Here is a 21,470-nt window from a genome sequence, read left to right as displayed (position 1 = left end):
CACCGCAGTTTACAACTCTGAGTTTGGTCCCTTTAGTACTTTTGCTAAACCAGCGGCGACGAAAATTACCTCAGAAGAGAGCTCTCCAATCCATTGATTCATCAAACCTGCATATTCAATAAATAGACGCGATACTTCACCTTCAGGTGTTAGCCCCATGCCGACTTCATTGGATACCAACGTAATATCTGCCCGACTCTGTTTTAACACATCGATAAGATGCCGGATTACCAACTCTATTTGTTTCGAATCGCGCATTTGACCGTGATTGTAAATCACGTTATTCAACCAAAGTGTCAGGCAGTCCACCAGCACTACATCATCACTAGATAACTGCTCAAGAGTTTGCGCCAATTCGTAAGGGCATTCATGTTCAATCCAGCCATTTCCGCGCTGATTTTGGTGATGTTGTATTCGGGTCTCCATCTCCTCATCAAATGCGATCGCTGTCGCTACGTAGTGCAACGCTTTTGTACTATCAAAACGCACTTTGCTCTTTGCTAATTGCTCAGCAAAACTGGATTTTCCGCTTCTTGCCCCACCAAGTATCAAGCGTACTGTCACCACTCAGCTCCTAAAACGGGTAAACCATTTTGCGCAAAAACGACAACCACAAGATAGATCATCAATTCCATGAGCTGTTGTGCAGCCCCCAGACAGTCACCGGTAAACCCTCCAAGTCGGCGGATCAACCAACGTCTGAATAGCTGACGAAAAACAACCGCTAAAGCAATAAGGGCCAGAGTCAAATAACCATCTAACAACACGCAAGGCACTAAACCAGTGATGACAACCACAGCCAATTCGTTGTAGCTCTGTTTGTGGGCTAACGGTTTACTTTTGCTAGTATCACTGTCGGACACATAGGGCGTATTGAAGATGAAGGATGACGCGACAGCGCGACTTAACGTGTAGCCCACCAACCAAATGGGGATAAGGGAAATAATGTCGCTGGCCGCAACCAGCAACACATATTTACCCAACAGAGCCATTATTAACGCGGCCGAACCATAAGTGCCGATCCGGCTATCTTTCATGATGCTTAAACGACGCTCTACCGTCATTCCTCCACCAACACCATCCGCCATATCGGCAAGTCCATCTTCATGGAAGGCTCCGGTCAGCATCAAGCTCAGCACCATGGTCAAAAAAATGCTGATTTCAGGTGTCAAAAGCAGATCAGCTAAAGCATAGAAGCCAGCGCAAATTGCCCCAAGAAGTATTCCAACCAACGCAAAATATCGGCCAGACTGATTCATCCTTTCACTGCTATACGGCAAATTGGCGGGCACAGGAATTCGAGAAAAGAAACTGAGCGCCAAAAGAAACAGTTCAAACTGATATTTGAGTCTGGGCAGCATTACACTGTCACTCCTGCCTCAGCAAAACTCGCCATGTTGTTGTAAAACTCGGCTGCCGCCTTAATGAGTGGAACTGCGAGAACCGCGCCTGTACCTTCACCGAGTCTCAAATGTAGGTTCAACAGAGGCGTTGCTTCTAATAAGTTCAGCACTTTTTTGTGCCCCGATTCGTCAGAACAGTGTGCAAATATCATATAGTCTCTGCACTCTGGTTCAATAAGCGTGGCAACATAAGCGGCGACCGTGACAATAAACCCATCAACGAGCACAGGTGTACGCTTACGATAAGCACCCAAAAATGCGCCTACCATTTGAACGATCTCGTATCCACCAACCTCGGCAAGCACCTCTTTCACGCCCTTGCCTTTAGAGCGTTCTACGCCTTTCGCGACCAGTTGATACTTTTTCTCAAGCTGCTGATCAGAAATACCCGTGCCTTTACCAACACACTCTTCAACAGGCAAATCAGACAAGCTGGCTAACAGAGCGGCAGCACTTGAAGTATTAGCAATGCCCATCTCACCGAACATCACTAAGTTGCTGCCAGCATCAATCACACTTTCAACCAGTGACTGACCGTGATCTAATCCTTGCTCAACTTGCTCTAACGACATAGCTGGCTGGTTAGCAAAATTCTCGGTGCGAACACCTAAACGTTGAACAATAAAATCAGGATGCTGCGCATCTACTGGCAACAATATCCCTGTATCAATGACTTTCATTGCCACATTATTCGCTCGGCAGAAACAATTGATAGCAGCACCACCCGCCAAAAAGTTCAGTACCATCTGTTGTGTTACAGCGCTAGGAGCAATACTGACCCCTTCATCCGCAATGCCATGGTCACCGGCAAATACCAATACCGTTGGCTGTTGAATCGCAATATGTTCAACCGCTTGTTGCTGCCCCTGACTTTGAATTAACGCCAGTTGATGAGCAACTTGCTCTAATTGCCCTAAAGCACCTAGTGGTTTGGTTTTTTGATTAATACGGTGCCAAATTGCATCGTTAAACGATAGATCTAACATTATTGATTCCTTGAACAATGCTTAAATTTCAAAAGAGATGACGCAGTCTACTCACAAAATCCATCCGACGCCAAACCTACAAAGCGCCAATAAATGAAATACTTGTATATTGTCGAGTAATTAGCTTAATTTCACAGCATGACATTAAACAACTGGGAAGCAACGATGAAAGACGCCCCTTTTACAGCAACAAACAAACCCGTTCTCATTATCGCGGGAGCATCAGGTTTAGTCGGTTCATCTTGTCTAGACATTGCTTTAAATGAGCACGCACTTGAACATATTTTTACCTTGAGCAGAAAGCCACTTGCGCCAGAGTCTCTCTCAACAGCAAATGGTAAGTTAACCCAGCTTATAGATGCAGAACTGAACATAAAACATTGGGAAAACTCAAACAGTCGCCCAACATTGGGGATCATCGCACTGGGCACGACGTTAAAACTGGCTGGTTCAAAGCAAGGATTGGAAAAAATCGATTTCGAACTCGTTTGTCATGTCGCTCAGCAAATGAAATTGCTCGGAGTTGAAAGGTTAGCGGTTGTTTCTAGTTACGGCGCGCATCCAAGATCTGGCTCCCACTATTTACGCTGCAAAGGTCGAATGGAAGAAACCATTCGTCAAATCGGCTTTTCGCAGGTCACGTTCGTCAGGCCAGGTCCTTTAGTAGGCAGCAGAACCATCACTCGCCCAGATGAAGTTCTACTGCAAAACTTTATGAAAGTCGGCAAATACCTAATGTTTGGAAAACTAAGAAATCTCATCCCAATAAGCGCAGAGGCAGTGGCCAGAAGCATGCTTTACAGCTTGTTCGATACAGATTCAAAGCATGTGACCGTACTCGATAGCATCGCCATGCGACTTATGCTGGAAAAGTACCGTTAACATCAGACCGTAACTTGCCCAATAGTTAGCCAGACGATGAGATAAGTTACTGAACAAACGGTTGCGACACGCCATGGTGATTGCTTAGTCGTATGGGGGATGTTCTAATACCTGTAAATCTTTCAGCGATTTGGTAATCACACATGCAGCAGGAAAACTCGCCAACTTACTTCTTCTTCGATTATGAGACTTGGGGCACTAACCCAGCGAAAGATCGTCCTAGTCAGTTTGCTGGCGTACGTACCGATATGGATTTTAATATTATCGGTGAACCATTAGTTATCTACTGCCAACTACCTAGCGATTATTTACCTGCACCTGAAGCGGCACTGATTACAGGTATCACGCCACAAAAGGCGATGGCTCAAGGTCTACCAGAGCCAGAGTTCATTGCTCGTATTCATCACGAACTTTCTCAGCCAAATACCACCAGCCTTGGTTACAACAGCATTCGGTTCGATGACGAAGTCACGCGTTATACTTGCTATCGCAACTTTTTTGATCCGTATTCTTGGAGCTGGCAGAACAGTAACTCACGTTGGGACTTACTCGATGTGATGCGTGCTTGCCATGCCCTTCGTCCAGAAGGCATTGTTTGGCCTGAAAACGAAGAGGGTTTTACCAGTTTCAAACTTGAACATCTGTCAAAAGCCAATGGTATTGAACACGAAAATGCGCATGATGCGATGGCTGACGTGATCGCCACTATCGAACTGGCTAAGAAAGTCAAAGCCGCACAACCAAAGCTATTTGATTATTTCTTTACTATGCGCCATAAGCGCAAACTCAATGAGTTGGTGGATATCGTCAATATGACACCACTAATGCATGTCTCCGGAATGTTAGGCAGAGAATGCCAATACACCAGTTGGATTGTTCCTATTGCTTGGCATCCAACCAATCAAAATGCTGTGATTGTGGCTGACTTAGCCAAAGATCCTCAGCCATTACTAGAACTTTCCAGTGAAGAATTGCATACGCGTCTTTATACAAAACGCGATGAACTCGCTCCAGACGAACTGCCTGTCCCTGTCAAATTGGTTCATCTCAACAAGTGCCCTATTCTTGCACCTGCAAAAACGCTTACCGCCGAAAATGCAGACAAAATAGGCATCAATCGCGAACAGTGTTTAGCGAACTTAGCACTGATTCGCCAGCATCCAGAGATCAGAGAAAAGCTAGTTTCTCTGTTTTCGATTGAGCGTGAATATGAACAGAGCTCCGATGTCGATACGCAGTTGTACGACGGTTTCTTCTCTCCGGCGGATAAAGCGTCGATGGAAATTATCCGCGGTACACCACCAGAAAATTTGGCAGCACTGGATATCACTTTTGCGGACAAGAGAATTGAACCTTTATTATTCCGTTATCGTGCCCGTCACTTCCCATGGACACTGGATGAAAATGAACAGCGTCGCTGGGCGAATCACTGCCGTGATTTTTATGAGTCGCGAATTGAAGGTTACATGCTCAATTTAGAAAACTTAGTTCATGAGCATGAGAGTGACGAAAAGAAAATTGCTATTTTAAAATCCGTCTATCAATACGTCTCAAAACTCGTTTCCTAGAGGCTAACCCCCTAGGTTTTTCTATACATATAAATGGCAACAACGTTTCATGGCTCAAACCGCACTTAAATACCTGGTATCAATGGGAATGATATTTCTCTGTTTGCTGGCAGGTAATAATCTTCAATCTTGGTTAGGTATTTCTATTCCTGGCAGTATTATTGGCATGCTGATCCTGTTTGGCCTCATGTCGAGCGGACTCTTACCGTCATCTTGGGTGAAACCAAGTGCGAGTTTATTCATTCGCTATATGGTTCTGCTTTTCATCCCGACCAGTGTCGGTCTAATGGTGCACTTCGACATATTGGTAAACAACATCTGGTCTATCTTAGCTAGCGCCATCGGTGGCACTACGTTAGTACTTGTGATCCTAGCCTTCTCTCTTGATCGCATTTTGAAAAAAGGAGGCAAATGATGTGGTTGCTAGTCACTATAGCGGTGTTCTTTCTTTCTAGATGGATCGCTCGTAAACTGAATTCACCGTTTGCCAATCCACTGTTGATAAGCATTGGCATTATTATACCTGTGCTCATGTTGCTAAAAGTCCCCTACGAGACTTACGAGCTAGACAACCTATGGGTGAACTATATGCTTCAGCCTGCCGTCGTTGCTTTAGCTTACCCTTTGTATGAACAACTTCCTCAGATTCGTGCAAACTGGAAAATCATCATGCTTGCCTGTGGTGTCGGAAGCGTGCTTTCTATGCTGACAACAGGGATCATTGCCGCGTTAATGAATGTTGATATCGCTTTAATTGCAGCACTAATGGGTAAATCTGTCACCACACCGATAGCGATGGAAGTCGCAAACAATTTAGGTGGAGAACCAGCTATTGCAGCCATCATGGTTCTGCTGGTCGGTGTATTTGGCGCCATTGTGGCGTACCCAATTTATAACTTACTGAATATCACGCATCCTATTGCTCGAGGATTAACCATGGGTAATGTCTCCCACGCCCTCGGCACAGCGACTTGTGCGGAAAAAGATCAGAAAGACGCGGCTTTTAGTTCACTCGCTCTGGTTGTCTGTGGTGTCATAACCTCAGTTCTAGCGCCTAGCTTATTTGCTTTTGTACTTTGGTTTGTTCACTAACTCATTGTCATCTCTATCTAATTTAGGCTCAGACTGCATTTCCCATAGAGTCTGAGCCAAATTCTTCCTTACCTCGCCTCTCATGTGTGACATCACTCTAATTATGTAAACATGTAACACGTTGCATCTAATAATGAGATTTTGATCGCAGTAAATCTAGTGTATTCCCCTAAACTAAAGCTCAATGTATTAATTAGGAATATCTATGAAAGGCCGTATTGAACAGGCATTAGCAGACATGCAACGACCGATGGCGGAGTTTTTATCGCCAATCGTATTAGCTGATGATTTTGACGCTACTCTATCTCCTGACCAATTTAAGCAACTACTTTCCGTTACAGGAATGAGTGACGCAGACCTTCGTATTGAATTACTGCCTCTTGCGGCAGCATATGCTTACGTACCTATTTCGAAATTTTATGTTGGAGCTCTAGCTCGTGGATTGTCTGGCCGCATCTATTTCGGCGGCAACATGGAATTCTCAAAAGTTCAGATGGGGCAAACCATTCACGCAGAACAAGCAGCTATCAGCCATGCTTGGATGAAGGGTGAGGAAGGTATCAGTGATATCACTGTGAACTACAGTCCTTGCGGTCACTGTCGTCAATTCATGAACGAACTTACCACCTCTAAAAGCTTGATGATTCAGTTACCAAAACGTGATGCCAACTCTCTGCAATACTACTTGCCAGAATCTTTTGGCCCTGCTGACCTAGGTATCACTCAAGTGCTGATGAACAAAAGCGACCACGGTTACAAGTGCGAGGAATTAGACCCGCTGATGCAATCGGCCGTAGCGGCACTCAACGGCAGCTATGCCCCATACTCTGAAAATTTAAGTGGTGTGGCATTGAAATCATCGTCCGGTAAAACTTATTTGGGTGCATATGCTGAAAACGCGGCGTTTAACCCAAGCTTACCGCCACTTCAAGTCGCTTTAATTCAGATGAGAATGGCTGGCGAATCTTTTGACAACATCGAAGCTGCGACACTGGCTGAACTCGAGAAAGGCAGTGTGAGTCACTTTGTCGATACTCAAGCTACGCTTGCATCACTGAGTTCTTCTTTGCAACTAAGCTACATCGCACTTTAACAGTACCTCAGTCATGTAAAAGCCAGACTTTTGTCTGGCTTTTTTGTTCTCAGCAACGGCCTCTTTGAACCTACTTGGCAAACTTTTCTAAAGCTTGGTGTTTATCCATAGGTTTGAAGAAGTAATATCCTTGAATTTCATCCACGTTCCAGACATTGAGCTTACGAAGCTGTGAAGCCGTTTCAACCCCTTCAGCCACCGTTGTCATACCGAGCTCCTGCGACATGTGAATGATGTTCCTGACTAAGGTTTTTGCTTTGTCGTTGACATCCAAATTATCAATATATGATTTATCAAGCTTGATAATATCAAGCGGGAAGTTACATAGTGAGCTAAATGAAGAGTATCCCGTACCAAAGTCATCGAGTGCCAATTGAACACCCAAAGATTTAATCGCCTCCATACGTTCAACGATCTCATCTTCAGCACCTAAAAGAATACTTTCTGTTAACTCCAGTACCAGTTGCCCCGGTAACAATTGGTATTTCTCTATCAGGTTGACCAAAGTCTCCACCAAGCTCTTATGATGGAAATGAGGTGTCGACAGATTCACATGAATACTCATTCTATTTTGCGAAGAACTGTCGCTCTTTTGCTGTATATCACTGATAAACTCGCACGCCTGCTCAAGAATCACTTCGCCTAACTCAACAATCAATCGACGTTGTTCCGCCAGCGGGACAAACAGTCCCGGAGAGACCATTCCTAATGTTGGATGGCGCCACCTTGCGAGCGCTTCGAAACCTACGACCTGTCCAGTACTCGCGTGAACAATAGGTTGATAATGAGCAACGATTTCACCACTTTTAAGTGCTTTCATTATGTCGCGATTTAGAGCAAGTGACTCTTGTGATCTTTTAATCAGACTCTCATCAACCGTCACAAGCCCTCTTTTACCCGTCGATTTTATTTCTGTCAGAGCATAAAGGCCGACATAGCTGAAATCCTCAAAGTTAGCAAAACTTGAAGAAGAACGAACAAACACTGCTTTTAAGCCAATATCGAACTCAAAACCAGAAACACTGATCTTCGATGAATAACTTTCTAGCAACCGGTTTGCCATTCTTTCCAGCTGTCGATAATCCTTTTCTACGCACCAAACTAAGAATTCATTTTCACTGATACGCCCTGTGAACTCGTCACCAAATCGAATCAGCAAGTTATCAGCAAGTTGTCAGCAAGGTGTTTTAAAACACTGTCATGAACCAGATGTCCGTAGACTTCATCGATTTCTTTGAGCCTAGAAGCGTTGAAATAGACGATTGAGTAGTTCTGTTCTTGATCTGAACCTTGGAAAAATCCCTTAATAAGATTGATCACTGTTGGTCGATTCAATAGTCCTGTTGCCGAATCTCGGTGAGTGAGGGAGTCTATTAATACCGCTTGCTGTTTCTGCTCACTGATATCTTTTATCGACAACATAACAGCCATCTTGTCGTCTTGTTCAAATTGGGTCGCTTCAATCACACAGTGCACGGTTTCGCCATAACAGTTGTTAAGCCCCGCTTCAAACTGACGTAAGCCCTGACTCAAATTGATAAATAATTGTTCAGCGCTGCAAATAGAATCACTACTGTGAGCACACAGCGTTTCTACATGCTGACCAACCAAATCACTACGCTGATAGCCAAGCAAATCTAATAATGCTTGGTTCACGTCAGCGATCATTTGATCGACGACAAGTACCATACCCAGTGTTTGACTGTGGTATAGCGCTTCGAATTTTTGCAGCGTATCTTTTAGCTTGCCTTCAGTTTTTGAGGAGTTATTAGCCAAAAACTGTACTAAAGTCGTGATGCGTTCAAACTCATCTCGATGACCTTCAAGATTCACTTCATCACTCGATATCAGTGCTTTTATGTCTTGTTCAAAGTAGCTGAATCTTTTACCCACGTTGTTACGGAACAAAATGAAAATAACGATAGAAACAAGAGTGGTGACCACACCAATAGCAATGATGAGATAGTAAAAGACCGATTCACCTTTTTGATAATAGGTACGCGGTTCACGTGATTTTAAAACCGCAATCTCTTCACCATAAATATTGGTTAACGATGTATAGTGGTAAAGCTCTGAATCTGTATGGAAAACATCGATGTCATCGTGCTCATCTATACCCTCTTCATGAATATGTTCATCAAGATGCTTCGTCTCATCGAGATCAGTAATGATGGAGTTTTGAGCCGTTAAGATGCCAGCAAAGTCTGATGGGAAACGGTCAGTTAAATGCTGTCCCCACAACATCCATCCTGCAAACTCTGCTTCACTGGTTCCGTTACGCACTGGTGTAACACTAACCACCCAAATATCGTCACCCTCACGAATTAATCCATAAGTACCGCTTTTCCCGCTATCCAGAACCCGTTTCATTTTGTTCAGATGTTGAGCAACGCCCTTATCTTTTAGCAGTGTTTGTGTGAATGCGTTGGGGTCTTCAATGTCCCGCCCAAGGCCAGCCACATACTCATGCTGACTATTAATAAAGGACATGAAATCTAGCCCAAGCGAATCAAGGCTTTCCATATACAAGTTGCGTTCTTCAAAACCGGTATCAGATTGAGTGAGAAGATCGTAAGTCTCAGTCCAGTAAGCCCAGTCATGGGAAGCTTCTTCCTGCCTAACACTTAACGAATCAATAACAGCATAGGCTTGTGAGCTCGCCCTGTGGATCTCAATATTTTCTAGTTCATTCAGACTGTATAAAAAGAAATAACGGGTAAGAAAAAGACTGCTGAAAATGATGCTAGCCAGTCCAACTGCAAATAAAAATGCAGTTTTCGTGTGTAGCGTAACAAAGCGTAAGCGGGATGATTTATTCAAGGAGCGCATCAACTCTCAAGTTATTATTTGCGATACAAATAACACATATCACATAAGAATTTAATGATATATGTCTAATTACAAAATGAAATAAATTATAAATCTCATCAATATTTGGAACCAATACCTCTTTTTGAGTATTAATTTGCTGTGTAAACCATCGTTTACATACTCATCTGCCGGTCATTTAGCTTGTTCAACTCTGTAGCGCCGTACTTTTCAGCATTTATATACGAAGCGCACAGATTGACGTCTACGCCAATGACGATTGGTTAATAGCCTGATAATTTGGACTTTCTTCGTGTCAAACACTCGTAAGGATACCTATGTTTGAACAAGTCGTTCGGATACTTTTCCCTGTAATGGCACTGGTCATTATTGGCTATCTCATTGGTCGTTGGCTCAAACCTGATTTCCGCCCGATTAACAGAATCAATATGGATGCCTTTGTTCCAGCATTGGTATTCTCTTCATTGTCCACCATGCCACTTAGCCGCTCAGAGCTTCCCCTGATTTATGCCTCTTTAATATCTGTGCTCATTCCCGGCTTGATTATGATTCCGATATGCAAACTTGGTGGTTGGAACTTTAAAGCATGGGCTCCACTGCATATGTTCAGAAACAGCGGTAACTTAGCCATCCCACTCTTCACCTACGCATTCGGCCAGCAAGCTCTTTCTTCTGCGGTGCTGCTATTTGTTGTTTCTGCCTGTTTACACATCAGTATCGGGCTTGCGGTATTAAGTAAAGGAGGTTCATTTAAGCAGATCTTTACGGCTCCTGTGTTTATCGCTGCTACTGTTGCCATGTGCCTTAACTTGTCAGGAACTCATGTCTGGGAACCGTTATATGAAGCAACAAAGCTACTTGGTCAGGCTGCAGTGCCTGTGATGTTGCTGTCATTAGGCGCACAGATGACCAATATGAAAATGGCTGGCTTCAAAGTGGGACTGATCTCTACCGCTCAATCACTGTTTACTGGTGCTATCGCATTTAGCTGTATTTACTACTTCATTCCTTTACCGCCCATGCAGTTAAAAATGATGGTGTTATTCACTATGCTTCCACCAGCAGTCATGAACTATCTGTTTGCGGAGCGATACAAGATTGAAGCAACCAACGTCGCCTCAATGGTGTTGTTTGGTAATTTCCTCAGTATTTTCACCCTGCCTCTGTTACTCATTTTTGCCTTCTCACTATAGAGAATGCGATATGTAAACTTAGGTCAACCAAAGTAAAACTAGATAAAGTCGATGTCCTAGCCGAAGCCGCAGAACTACAATTAAACCATAAGAAACACGTGGAATAATTGTCATGAAAAAAATCACGCTACTCATCATACTGTTATGGCTTCCATCCGTATGGCTTACATGGCAACCCGATGCCAATTACTTCTTCTGGCGTCATCAACTCACCATGTTTACAGGCGCACTTGGCTTTGCTTATATGGCAGTGGCAATGCTGCTGGCGATGCGTATTCCAAGAGTCGAAGAATATGTAAACGGGCTAGATAAAGGCTATGCCATTCATAAACAGATGGGTATTGGTGCTCTAGTCACCATGGTTATGCATTGGGTATTAGTTAAATCAGCGAAATGGTTGGTCAGCCTAGAACTCATTGAAGGTCAACAGAAAAGGCAACGTCTGGGACAACTTGTTGAAGGTATTAATTGGACCCACTGGGCAAAAGTGGTTGGCGAATACACTTTTTATGTCTTTCTTGCGTTTGTCGCCATTAGTCTTATCCAAGCGATCAGTTATCGGAAATTCCGTTTTACACATAAACTAGGTGGCGCTATTTTCCTCGCAGGATCGTTTCACAGTGTGTTTTTGCTTGATTATCAATGGAGTTCAGCTGGCCTTAACTCAGTAATTTGGCTAGCCGCAATTGTAGGTTCTATCTGTGCGTTTGTTTCGTTAACAGGTTCAATTGGGCGTGCTCGCATAGTCAATGGTCAAGTGACTGCTATTCAACGCATTCATGATCAAGCAAGCCAATCTCGGGTGTTGCATGTAAAAATAAAGCTCAACGAAATGATTAAGTATCGTGCAGGACAGTTTGCTTATCTCAACTTCAATGATGGCGAAGCTCCACACCCGTTTTCGGTGCTTAACTACGATTCCCACAACCAAGAAATAGAGTTCGCAATAAAAGATCTCGGTGACTACACTCATGCGCTCTATGACTCTTTGTCGGTGGGCAGAGCAGTTGCTGTTGAAGGTGGCTATGGTCGCTTCCAAATACCAAAATCATCAAACCAAGTTTGGATTGGTGCTGGTATCGGTATCGTACCTTTTATAGCGTGGCTACACTACTTGACTCACCTGCCTCATTCAACCAGCAGACACATCGATTTGTTCTACTGTCGTGACAATGATGACCAGACATACTTTGTTCACTTGCTGGAAAAATTAGTCAGCAAGTCGTCTTGTGTGAAGCTGCATATCTATACCGCCAGCCATAATGAGTTCCTATGTGCAGACCGAGTCGCTCAGCACGTTGATTTGTCTCAAGCCAGCGTCAGTTTTTGTGGGCCGATTAACTTTGGTAACACACTGAAAAATAGGCTTTTAGGCTTAGGGCTTAATAAACAAAACTATCATTCAGAACGGTTTGTAATGCGATGATATCGCTAGTAGAGGAAAACCGCGCAAACGTTTGCTTTTGCGAGATATTCCAGTATGATGACGGCAGTTTTTAGTGACTACTACAGAATTAAAAAGGAATAACTATGTTTGGGACTGCTACACGTGACAATGCAACCCGTGTACTTTTACTTGGCTCTGGTGAACTTGGCAAAGAAGTGGCAATTGAATGTCAACGCTTAGGTCTGGAAGTGATTGCATGCGACCGCTATGCTGATGCCCCGGCAATGCAAGTCGCTCATCGCAGCCATGTTCTTAACATGCTTGATGGTGAAGCACTTCAAAAGATCATCGAACTAGAAAAGCCTGACTACGTAGTTCCTGAAATTGAAGCTATCGCAACTCAAAAGTTGGTTGAACTTGAAGCACAAGGCTTGAATGTAGTTCCGACAGCGAGAGCAGCACGCCTTACCATGAACCGTGAAGGTATTCGTCGTCTTGCCGCTGAAGAGCTTTCTTTGCCGACCTCTCCGTTTAAGTTTGCTGATAACTATGAGGATTTCGTCGCAGCGGTTCAACATGTGGGTATTCCATGTGTCTGTAAACCGGTAATGAGCTCTTCAGGCAAAGGCCAGAGCGTCATTAAAACGGAAGCAGACATTGAGACTGCGTGGAAATATGCGCAAGAAGGTGGTCGCACTGGCGCTGGTCGCGTTATCGTTGAAGGCTTCATCGACTTCGATTATGAAATTACTCTATTAACCGTACGCGCTATAGATGGCGTTCATTTCTGTGCGCCAATAGGCCACCGTCAGGAAGATGGTGACTATCGTGAATCATGGCAGCCACAAGCGATGTCTGAAAACGCTCTTAAAGCGGCAGAATATGTGGCAGAGCAAATTGTTAATGCACTCGGCGGATACGGTATCTTCGGTGTTGAACTGTTTGTCAAAGGTGACCACGTTATCTTTAACGAAGTCTCTCCTCGCCCGCACGATACCGGTTTAGTGACCTTGATGTCTCAAGATGTGTCTGAGTTTGCTCTGCACGTTCGTGCATTCACAGGTATGCCTATCGGTCAAATTACCCAATATGGTCCATCGGCTTCAGTTGCGATTCTTGGTCAAGGTACGTCAACCAACATTCGCTTCGAAGGCATTGGTGAAGCGCTGTCAGTACCTCAATCCCAAATTCGCCTGTTTGGCAAACCAGACATTGATGGTCGTCGTCGCTTAGGTGTTGCACTTGCGCGTGGTAAAGATACAACCGAAGCGGTAGACAAAGCATTAGAATGCGCGAAAGCCGTGAAGATTGTTTACTAATCCAAACGCCTGAAGCCATCAACACCACTCTCGGTGAAGGCTAAGCGCTAAAAAATAACCCAGCATTGCTGGGTTATTTTTGTTTCAGGGTTCAGCTTTTGATCAACCAAACCTCTTCTGCAAATCGAGATAAACCTTTTTTGGCTCTTTTAGGATGCTGTGGATTGGCACTGTCCTGATGCAACCTTTCGACAGAGAACTCTGCAAACAATTGCTCTATTTCCTCTTGAGGAACACTGAAAGGAGGCCCAGCCATTTCGTGTTGTTCGTAATCCAATGTGACGAGCAGAATGCGTCCACCCGGATTTAACAACGACTTGAGTCGTTCTACATACTCTTTACGCATATCTTCTGGCAGAGCAACAAGCGCAGCTCTATCGTAAACAATATCATATGTCTCTACAGGTGCTGTGAAATAGTCGCCGGTATAAATTGATAGCTCATCAAACTGATATAACTCATGGTGCGCATTCAGTTGAATCACTAACGGAGTATAGAAATGCTCAGCAAAAAAAGAACGAACAGCAATAGAGCTTAGTTCTACGCCATGCACTTGATTATGCTTTGTCGCCAGCCACACTAAGTCTTCACTTTTACCACATAAAGGAACAAAGATTTTATCTTCTCTTTTGGGCTCTGTTCTGTGCCAGTGTTCTATCAATAACGGATTCACGTCATCAAGGTGGAAACCAATTTGATTGGACGCCCATTTGCTATGCCAGAATTCTGGATCTTTCATCAACGCTCTCTAAATGTGTTTGGTTTTATTCGGCCCATAAGGGTAACCATTTCTCATTCACAGAGATAGTCAAATCTCATTTCGCATAATCAGAAACATTCATTTACAACCGGGTAAGGAACTATAAGTGCTCATCAATGCTCTTACCTACACACGCTAAAAATGTGAACTGATAGACAATAACCATATTGAGTCGGCAAACTGCATTGAATTCAAAGCTTACAGCCCCATTTGATTATTACAGCTTCTTGAAATTTGCTATCTGAAAAACGCGCCCTTAAATGCCACTTTTGATTTTTCAGCACAAACCAAGGAGAGTGAATGAGCCAGTTCCTACGTACTGCGGCCCTAATGCTTCTAGTATTGAGCCGAGCACCGGCATTCGCGGCTGTGCCCCCTACCATGCCAGCAGAGGCACAAGGCGGTGAATTTGAAAATCAACTCACCTCTAAGCGCTTTAAACACAGCTTAAGCGGCTTGTATTCTATTGCCACTTCGAAAGAAGCCATATATCAACCCTATAACGACTTCGATATCCTCTACAGCAAGTCACACTATGCGCAGGCAGAACTCGAAACCTTATGTAAAAGTACCGCGCTATTAACATCCACCGAAGCCTACTTTGCAGGAGTGAAATCCGCCCACAGAGCCAAAGAAAAAGTGATTACCGAACTTGATGGTAACGCTGCCCGAATCACTGATTTAGCGCGAGCAACCATTGTAGCGAACGATGTATCCAGCCTTATGGATGCTTATGAGTCACTGAGTAAAGAAGCAACCATTGTCAAAGTGAAGAATCGTTTTAAATCACCGGCCCCTTCTGGCTATCGTGATTTGAATATTCTGATCGAGTTACCTAAGACGGGTATTATTGCGGAAGTGCAGTTTCACTTAAAAGCGATTGCAAATGTGAAAAATGGTGCAGAACATAAGCTTTATGAACAAATCCAGCACATTGAGCGTGTGGCAAAACGCGAACAACGTCCACTAACCTCACTCGAAACAGCCAAGATAAAACGTATGCGTAGTGAATCGAAAAACCTTTACCAACAGGCTTGGCAGCCTTATATCACCACACATATTCAAGCAGCATAAAAACATCAACCACCGTCAGGGGTGGTTGAAACTTAATATAACACTTCATATAAACAAAAGACCACGCGATATGGCGTGGTCTAATACTGGCGACTATTTCGCGACTTTTATGTTCTCTACGCGGGCTTTTAATTTTTGCCCCGGACGGAACGTAACAACTCGTCGAGCGGTAATCGGAATGTCTTCACCCGTTTTTGGATTTCGACCAGGACGTTCATTCTTGTCTCGTAAATCAAAATTACCAAAACCGGAGAGTTTTACCTGTTCGCCACTTTCTAGTGCTTTACGAATTTCTTCAAAAAACACTTCAACCGTTTCCTTGGCATCCCGTTTGCTAAACCCGAGTTTTTCGAACAGGTTTTCAGCCAATTCGGCCTTTGTGAGCGCCATAAAACTTCCCTCAAAGCTATGTTAAACCTTGCTGTCTAACGACAGCGCCAGAGCAATTTTGCTTAGCCAATCAACGACATATCGGCTTTACGAGAAAAGTGTATGCCAAGCTTATGATTTTCGCCAACTTTTTTATTTAAGCTTAACTTCCAACAGCATTAAATCACACACATATAATACCCATATAAGCATAATTTAAAACTATAAAACCGATAATGAAAAACAAAAACAACATTAAAATCCTTAAATAATTTAAATTTAAAGAATTTTCATCTTATTGTGTGATTTTAAAAAATTTTGCGTCCAGACCAGAACAATTTAGCTATTTATCAATAAATTACATTTTTCCTAAACTGGAGACAATTTCACGTCAGTTTCTCATCATAGCGGCGAAAAAAAGCAGGTTATATAACCTGCTTTTAATGCGTGAACTGCTTTAGTACTTATTAGTCGCGTAGACTCGCGCCAAACTGCTCAGATACCGCTTTAACGATAGCTTCTACTGCTGCAGCAATATCCGCTTCTTCTAGCGTACGTTCAACGGATTGCAGCGTCAGTGCGATAGCAAGGCTCTTCTTACCTTCTTCAACACCTTTACCTACGTATACGTCGAACAGTTTTGCATCTTTAAGAAGTTCACCACCAGAGGCAAAACATGCCGCTACGATATCGCCAGAAGCAATGTTTTCGTCAACAACGACTGCAATGTCACGACGGTTTGAAGGGAACTTCGATACTGAAGCTGCTTCAGGAATCACACGTGAGTTAATTGCATTCCACTCGATTTCGAACACAACTGTGCGGCCATTCAGACCAAACTTGCGTTCAAGCTCAGGGTGAACAGTACCAATCACACCTACTTGTTTGCCATCTACGATAATCGCAGCAGATTGACCTGGGTGTAGAGCAGGATGACGAGTCGCAACAAAGCTGTACGCTTTTTCATTCGAAGAGAGCTCAAGAATCGCTTCTAGATCGCCTTTCAGATCGAAGAAATCAACCGTTGCTGTTTCCATACCCCAGTGTTCTTCACCGCGAGTACCCGCTATAACACCTGCAAGCATCGGCTCTTGGCGCATGCCGTTTTCTGCGGTCTCACATGGGATGAAACGCAGACCATATTCGAACAGACGAACACGTGGTTGTTGACGTTTTTGGTTGTGAACCACAGTGTTTAGCAGACCTTGGATAAGGCCTAAACGCATTGCTGACATGTCCGCAGAAATTGGGAATGGCAGAATTAGAGGTTCAACATCGTTAACGATCAGTTTTTGCTGCTCAGGTTCAACGAAGCTGTATGTGATTGCTTCGTGGTAACCACGGTCAACAAGAAGATCACGAACACGCTTAAGCGGAAGGTTCGCTTCATTTTGAGCGTTCATGTTTAGTGCTGCAATCGGCGCTTGGTTTGGAATCTTGTTGTAACCGTAGATACGGCCAACTTCTTCAATCAAATCTTGCTCAATCGCAATATCAAAACGCCATGTTGGCGCTGTTGCAGTCCAACCTGCTTCTGTTGCTTCAACAGACATACCTAGGCGTTCAAGGATCTCAACCACTTCTGCATCCACAATGTGGTGACCTAACAGGCTATCCAGTTTAGTGCGACGCAGTGTTACTGTATTTGGCTTAGGTAGGTCTGCTTCAGACTCAACAGCAACAACAGGTGCTACTTCACCACCACAGATGTCAACAAGAAGCTGAGTTGCACGTTCCATTGCGTTTACTTGTAGTGCGAAATCCACACCACGTTCAAAACGCATTGAAGAATCCGTGTGCAGACCGTAGCCACGAGCGCGACCACGGATATGGTCTGGAGCAAAGAATGCACATTCTAATAGAACGTCTTTAGTCTCAGCATTTACACCAGAACCTTCACCACCGAAGATACCAGCAATAGCTAGTGCTTGTTTGTGGTCAGCAACAACTAGGGTATTCGCATTAAGTTCTGCTTCTGTGCCATCTAGCAGAGTTAGCTTTTCACCTTGCTCAGCAAGACGAACAACAATACCACCTTCAATTTTCGCTAGGTCGAATGCGTGCATTGGCTGACCTTGCTCTAGAAGAATGTAGTTTGTGATGTCTACAACTGGATCGATTGAACGAATACCACAACGACGTAGCTTTTCTTGCATCCAAAGTGGTGTTTCAGCTTGAACGTTTACGTTCTTGATTACACGACCAAGGTAACGTGGACATGCCGCTGGTGCTTTCACTTCGATTGATACAACATCGTCGATTGAAGGTGCAACTGGCGCTACTGAAGGTTCAGTGACGTCTGCGCGGTTTAGAACACCGACTTCACGAGCCATACCACGAATGCTGAAACAGTCAGCGCGGTTTGCAGTCAGGTCAACATCAACCGTTACGTCATCTAGGCTTAGGAACTGACGGAAATCAGTGCCGATAACTGCGTCTTCTGCCAACTCCATGATGCCTTCAGACTCAACGTCGATACCTAGTTCAGAGAATGAACAAAGCATGCCGTGCGAAGGTTGACCACGTAGTTTTGCTTTTTTGATTTTGAAATCGCCCGGAAGTACAGCACCTACAGTTGCTACAGCAACTTTAAGGCCTTGACGGCAGTTTGGTGCGCCACAAACGATGTCTAAAAGTTCTTCTTCACCCACGTCAACTTTAGTCACGCGCAGTTTGTCTGCATCTGGATGCTGACCACACTCAACAACGTAACCGACTTTTACGCCAGTGAATTCGCCAGCCACTGGAAGTACGTCATCGACTTCTAGACCAGCCATAGTGATTTGGTGCGTTAGTTCGTCAGTAGTAACCGCTGGGTTTACCCACTCACGAAGCCATGATTCGCTGAATTTCATTGTGTATTTACCCTTGAATTACTTGAACTGTTTAAGGAAACGAAGATCGTTTTCGAAGAACGCTCGTAGGTCGTTAACGCCGTAACGAAGCATAGTTAAACGCTCTACGCCCATACCGAAGGCGAAACCAGAGTATTTTTCAGGGTCGATACCAACACTGCGCAGTACGTTAGGGTGAACCATGCCACAACCTAGTACTTCTAGCCATTTGCCGTTTTTGCCTTTCACGTCAACTTCTGCTGAAGGTTCAGTGAATGGGAAGTATGAAGGACGGAAACGGACTTCAACTTCTTCTTCGAAGAAATTGCATAGGAAATCGTTCAAGATGCCTTTTAGCTGAGCGAAGTTTACGTTCTCATCAACCAACATACCTTCCACTTGGTGGAACATTGGCGTATGTGTTTGGTCGTAGTCATTACGGTATACACGGCCCGGAGCGATGAAACGGAATGGTGGCTTACCATTTTCCATCGTACGGATTTGTACACCTGAAGTGTGAGTACGCAACATCAAATCTGGGTTGAAGAAGAATGTATCGTGGTCAGTACGAGCTGGGTGATCTTCTGCAATGTTAAGCGCATCAAAGTTATGGAATGCATCTTCGATTTCAGGGCCAGATTCAGTGCTAAAGCCTAGTTCGCCGAAGAACTTCTCGATACGCTCGACAGTGCGAGTCACTGGGTGAAGACCACCATTTTCGATACGACGACCAGGTAGTGTCACATCGATAGTTTCTGCCGCTAGCTTAGCTTCAAGTTCTGCGCTTTGCAGAGCGTCTTTACGCAATGCGATCGCTTTTTGAACTTCAGCTTTAGCCACGTTGATTTCTTGGCCAGCTGTACGACGTTCTTCTGGTGGTAGCTTACCTAGGCTTTGAAGTTGAACCGTTAGTTCACCTTTCTTACCCAGATACTGAACACGCACTTCATCAAGTGCAACTAACGACGACGCAGCTTCAATCGCTGTTGTCGCATTAGCAATAATCTCTTGTAGATGTTGCATCGTTTCCTCGTCTGCTGATTAGCAGTTTCCATAAGGAGCCCAAAAGGGTTCCTTCGACTCCAAAAAAGGGAGCCACAAAGAGTTACCGAATGGGTTTCTTGGGATATCTCAAATAGCTGTACATAGTATCGAAAGCTGGCGTCAAAGCCAAATTGAAATACGCTTCAGCTGCACTTTCGTTTAAATATTAAACAAGAAAATTTGATAGAAGTTAGACAAAAAAGAGGAATATTCGAATCATGAAATGTCAGGCCTATTTAAGCCATAAAATTAGGGTCTGTTGACCCCAATTTAAATGCTTTCAAATTTTGCGAAACAGACTTGATTTCGTCCATGCTGTTTGGCTTTGTACAAAGCTTTATCTGCAAGGCTCATTAGCGCTGTGTATTCCTTCATGTCTGAATCACACTGAGCCACACCAACGCTGATACTGCCTTGCCAACTGTCTTCTCCAACTGACACTTTAAGTTGATTAATCTCCTCCAATACTTGCTGTGCGATATATAACCCACCCTCTAGATCGGTATTAGGACAGATAACAAAGAACTCATCACCGCCTAAGCGGCAAACAATATCATCGTTGCGAAATCTCTGTTTTAGACAGCGGGAAACCGCTATCAACACAGAGTCTCCTGCATCATGTCCCCACGTGTCATTGACGTGTTTGAAATGATCCGCGTCGATCATCATACAGGTAAGGTTGGTACCCTCCTCTACCGAGCGTAACCAAAACTCTTGGAGCTGCTGCATCGCTTGTCGGCGATTGGGCAAAGAAGTCAGGCTGTCAGTTAAAGAAAGCTTTTCCAGCTGTTTGTTGGCGCGATGCAACTGACGAGTGCGCTCTTCAACTTTATCTTCAAGTGACTGGTTCAAACGTACCAGCTCTTTGTTGCGAGCAGAGACTTGCTGAAACAAACCATTCAACGCATTAAGAAGTGGTTCAATAGCCGCATCTCTTTCGCGTTGTTCTCGCTTATAGGCTTCGAAAGGATCTTCTCCTGCTTCAATCGCCTTCACCTGTCGAGCCATACTCTGATCGATACCCAAAATATGATAGGCCAACCAATGAATAAGGAATTCGAGTAGCAGAACTGCTGGTCGGTGATCGTCGTCGGCAATAAAAGCCTGCATGCTATTAATCTCAAGCATAAAAGAGCGATGAACCTGAATATGTTCACTGAGATGCTCTTCAGCGATGCCAGCATTACGCATCAATTGTTCTTCTTCTTTGAAATGAAACTCGGCATAGCGTGCTAATTCAAACAGTGCCTTACGCACATCATCTGTTGACACGTTATTCTCTGACAGCAGTCCTCCGTATTGGTTAACGAACCCGACCAAATACAAGTGCTGTTCGTCAACTTCGCTGAGACCCGTTTCAAAATGCTTATCCCACTCAAACGACTTCATCTGTGTTTCTGTTCCTTTCACCAGTGCGAAATATTCACACTCATATATCCATAAAATATGTAATGTTAACGTCTTATAGTTAAGCACTATACGTTAAGCAATGTTTAAAATTTTGTATTTGAAGCACAGATTGGCTCACTCCTATCTGCTTGATACGACAGATTTGAAATACTTACACACAAATTCGAAGTCGCCACACCAAGCATCTCTTTCCATTCCTAGCTATGCTTTTTCAGGTATTAACCAAA

Annotated in this window: 19 protein-coding genes; 9 read left to right on the top strand and 10 right to left on the bottom strand. The window is 44.0% G+C overall.

From position 1 onward, the window contains the following. Positions 1-9 precede the first annotated feature (9 nt). From cobU to cobT, 3 genes are read right to left on the bottom strand one after another with little or no spacing between them, the layout of a single operon-like run. Complete coding sequence (gene cobU, locus AAGA51_RS06110) at positions 10-564, bottom strand: bifunctional adenosylcobinamide kinase/adenosylcobinamide-phosphate guanylyltransferase (RefSeq protein WP_042488480.1); 555 nt, start codon at positions 562-564, stop codon at positions 10-12. Further along, positions 561-1,361 carry an adenosylcobinamide-GDP ribazoletransferase gene (locus tag AAGA51_RS06105; protein WP_042488477.1) on the bottom strand — a complete coding sequence of 267 codons (801 nt, stop codon included), beginning with the start codon at positions 1,359-1,361 and terminating at the stop codon, positions 561-563. The genes cobU and AAGA51_RS06105 overlap by 4 nt, the downstream gene beginning before the upstream one ends. Beyond that, positions 1,361-2,389, bottom strand: coding sequence for a nicotinate-nucleotide--dimethylbenzimidazole phosphoribosyltransferase (gene cobT, locus AAGA51_RS06100; RefSeq protein WP_042488475.1), 1,029 nt, complete (start codon positions 2,387-2,389; stop codon positions 1,361-1,363). Before cobT ends, AAGA51_RS06105 begins: the two co-directional genes overlap by 1 nt. Before the next feature lie 165 nt (positions 2,390-2,554). On the opposite strand from cobT, the gene AAGA51_RS06095 reads away from it, so the two are divergent. From AAGA51_RS06095 to cdd, 5 genes are all read left to right on the top strand, one after another. Then, the gene (locus AAGA51_RS06095; RefSeq protein WP_042488470.1) at positions 2,555-3,271 is read left to right on the top strand and encodes an NAD(P)H-binding protein; all 717 of its coding nucleotides are present in this window, start codon (positions 2,555-2,557) and stop codon (positions 3,269-3,271) included. 143 nt (positions 3,272-3,414) lie between these two features. Then, a complete protein-coding gene (sbcB, locus tag AAGA51_RS06090; protein WP_042488467.1) occupies positions 3,415-4,839 on the top strand; it encodes an exodeoxyribonuclease I in 1,425 nt (474 codons plus the stop codon). Positions 4,840-4,888: 49 nt separating this feature from the next. Continuing rightward, the gene (locus AAGA51_RS06085; RefSeq protein ID WP_042488464.1) at positions 4,889-5,254 is read left to right on the top strand and encodes a CidA/LrgA family protein; all 366 of its coding nucleotides are present in this window, start codon (positions 4,889-4,891) and stop codon (positions 5,252-5,254) included. Further along, complete coding sequence (locus AAGA51_RS06080; RefSeq protein ID WP_042488461.1) at positions 5,254-5,931, top strand: LrgB family protein; 678 nt, start codon at positions 5,254-5,256, stop codon at positions 5,929-5,931. Before AAGA51_RS06085 ends, AAGA51_RS06080 begins: the two co-directional genes overlap by 1 nt. 205 nt (positions 5,932-6,136) lie before the next feature. Further along, a complete protein-coding gene (gene cdd, locus AAGA51_RS06075; protein ID WP_042488459.1) occupies positions 6,137-7,024 on the top strand; it encodes a cytidine deaminase in 888 nt (295 codons plus the stop codon). A gap of 70 nt (positions 7,025-7,094) precedes the next feature. Here the strand turns inward: cdd and AAGA51_RS06070 are convergent, their stop codons facing one another. Both AAGA51_RS06070 and AAGA51_RS06065 read right to left on the bottom strand, forming a co-directional pair. Then, the gene (locus AAGA51_RS06070) at positions 7,095-8,087 is read right to left on the bottom strand and encodes an EAL domain-containing protein (RefSeq protein WP_342291552.1); all 993 of its coding nucleotides are present in this window, start codon (positions 8,085-8,087) and stop codon (positions 7,095-7,097) included. Between the two features lie 89 nt (positions 8,088-8,176). Continuing rightward, positions 8,177-9,844, bottom strand: coding sequence for a CHASE4 domain-containing protein (locus tag AAGA51_RS06065; RefSeq protein ID WP_255209403.1), 1,668 nt, complete (start codon positions 9,842-9,844; stop codon positions 8,177-8,179). Positions 9,845-10,170: 326 nt separating this feature from the next. Between AAGA51_RS06065 and AAGA51_RS06060 the strand changes: the two genes are divergently transcribed. From AAGA51_RS06060 to purT, 3 genes are all read left to right on the top strand, one after another. Further along, positions 10,171-11,046 (top strand): AEC family transporter, encoded by an 876-nt coding sequence (locus AAGA51_RS06060; protein ID WP_042488455.1) that lies wholly within the window; start codon positions 10,171-10,173, stop codon positions 11,044-11,046. 112 nt (positions 11,047-11,158) lie between these two features. Beyond that, positions 11,159-12,472, top strand: a complete 1,314-nt coding sequence (locus AAGA51_RS06055) for a ferredoxin reductase family protein (protein ID WP_042488452.1) — start codon at positions 11,159-11,161, stop codon at positions 12,470-12,472. A gap of 104 nt (positions 12,473-12,576) precedes the next feature. Then, complete coding sequence (gene purT / locus AAGA51_RS06050; RefSeq protein WP_042488450.1) at positions 12,577-13,752, top strand: formate-dependent phosphoribosylglycinamide formyltransferase; 1,176 nt, start codon at positions 12,577-12,579, stop codon at positions 13,750-13,752. A 91-nt stretch (positions 13,753-13,843) separates the two neighbouring features. On the opposite strand, the gene AAGA51_RS06045 is transcribed toward purT, so the two are convergent. Continuing rightward, complete coding sequence (locus AAGA51_RS06045) at positions 13,844-14,491, bottom strand: thiopurine S-methyltransferase (RefSeq protein WP_042488447.1); 648 nt, start codon at positions 14,489-14,491, stop codon at positions 13,844-13,846. 321 nt (positions 14,492-14,812) lie between these two features. Here AAGA51_RS06045 and AAGA51_RS06040 point away from each other — a divergent pair, with 321 nt between their 5' ends. Next, a complete protein-coding gene (locus AAGA51_RS06040) occupies positions 14,813-15,586 on the top strand; it encodes a phosphoribosylglycinamide formyltransferase (RefSeq protein WP_042488445.1) in 774 nt (257 codons plus the stop codon). A 93-nt stretch (positions 15,587-15,679) separates the two neighbouring features. Here AAGA51_RS06040 and ihfA read toward each other — a convergent pair whose 3' ends face one another. The 4 genes from ihfA to AAGA51_RS06020 all read right to left on the bottom strand — a co-directional run bounded on the left by ihfA (position 15,680) and on the right by AAGA51_RS06020 (position 21,222). Then, complete coding sequence (gene ihfA / locus AAGA51_RS06035) at positions 15,680-15,976, bottom strand: integration host factor subunit alpha (RefSeq protein WP_042488443.1); 297 nt, start codon at positions 15,974-15,976, stop codon at positions 15,680-15,682. A gap of 446 nt (positions 15,977-16,422) precedes the next feature. Then, positions 16,423-18,810: a phenylalanine--tRNA ligase subunit beta gene (pheT, locus tag AAGA51_RS06030; protein WP_042488442.1), complete on the bottom strand. Its 2,388-nt coding sequence runs from the start codon at positions 18,808-18,810 to the stop codon at positions 16,423-16,425. Positions 18,811-18,828: 18 nt separating this feature from the next. Continuing rightward, positions 18,829-19,812, bottom strand: coding sequence for a phenylalanine--tRNA ligase subunit alpha (gene pheS, locus AAGA51_RS06025; RefSeq protein ID WP_042488441.1), 984 nt, complete (start codon positions 19,810-19,812; stop codon positions 18,829-18,831). 291 nt (positions 19,813-20,103) lie between these two features. After that, positions 20,104-21,222, bottom strand: a complete 1,119-nt coding sequence (locus AAGA51_RS06020; protein ID WP_042488439.1) for a GGDEF domain-containing protein — start codon at positions 21,220-21,222, stop codon at positions 20,104-20,106. Positions 21,223-21,470 lie beyond the last annotated feature (248 nt).

Source organism: Vibrio diazotrophicus (assembly GCF_038452265.1).
GTDB classification, from domain to species: domain Bacteria; phylum Pseudomonadota; class Gammaproteobacteria; order Enterobacterales; family Vibrionaceae; genus Vibrio; species Vibrio diazotrophicus.
This window is presented reverse-complemented; position numbering and strand designations above follow the sequence as displayed.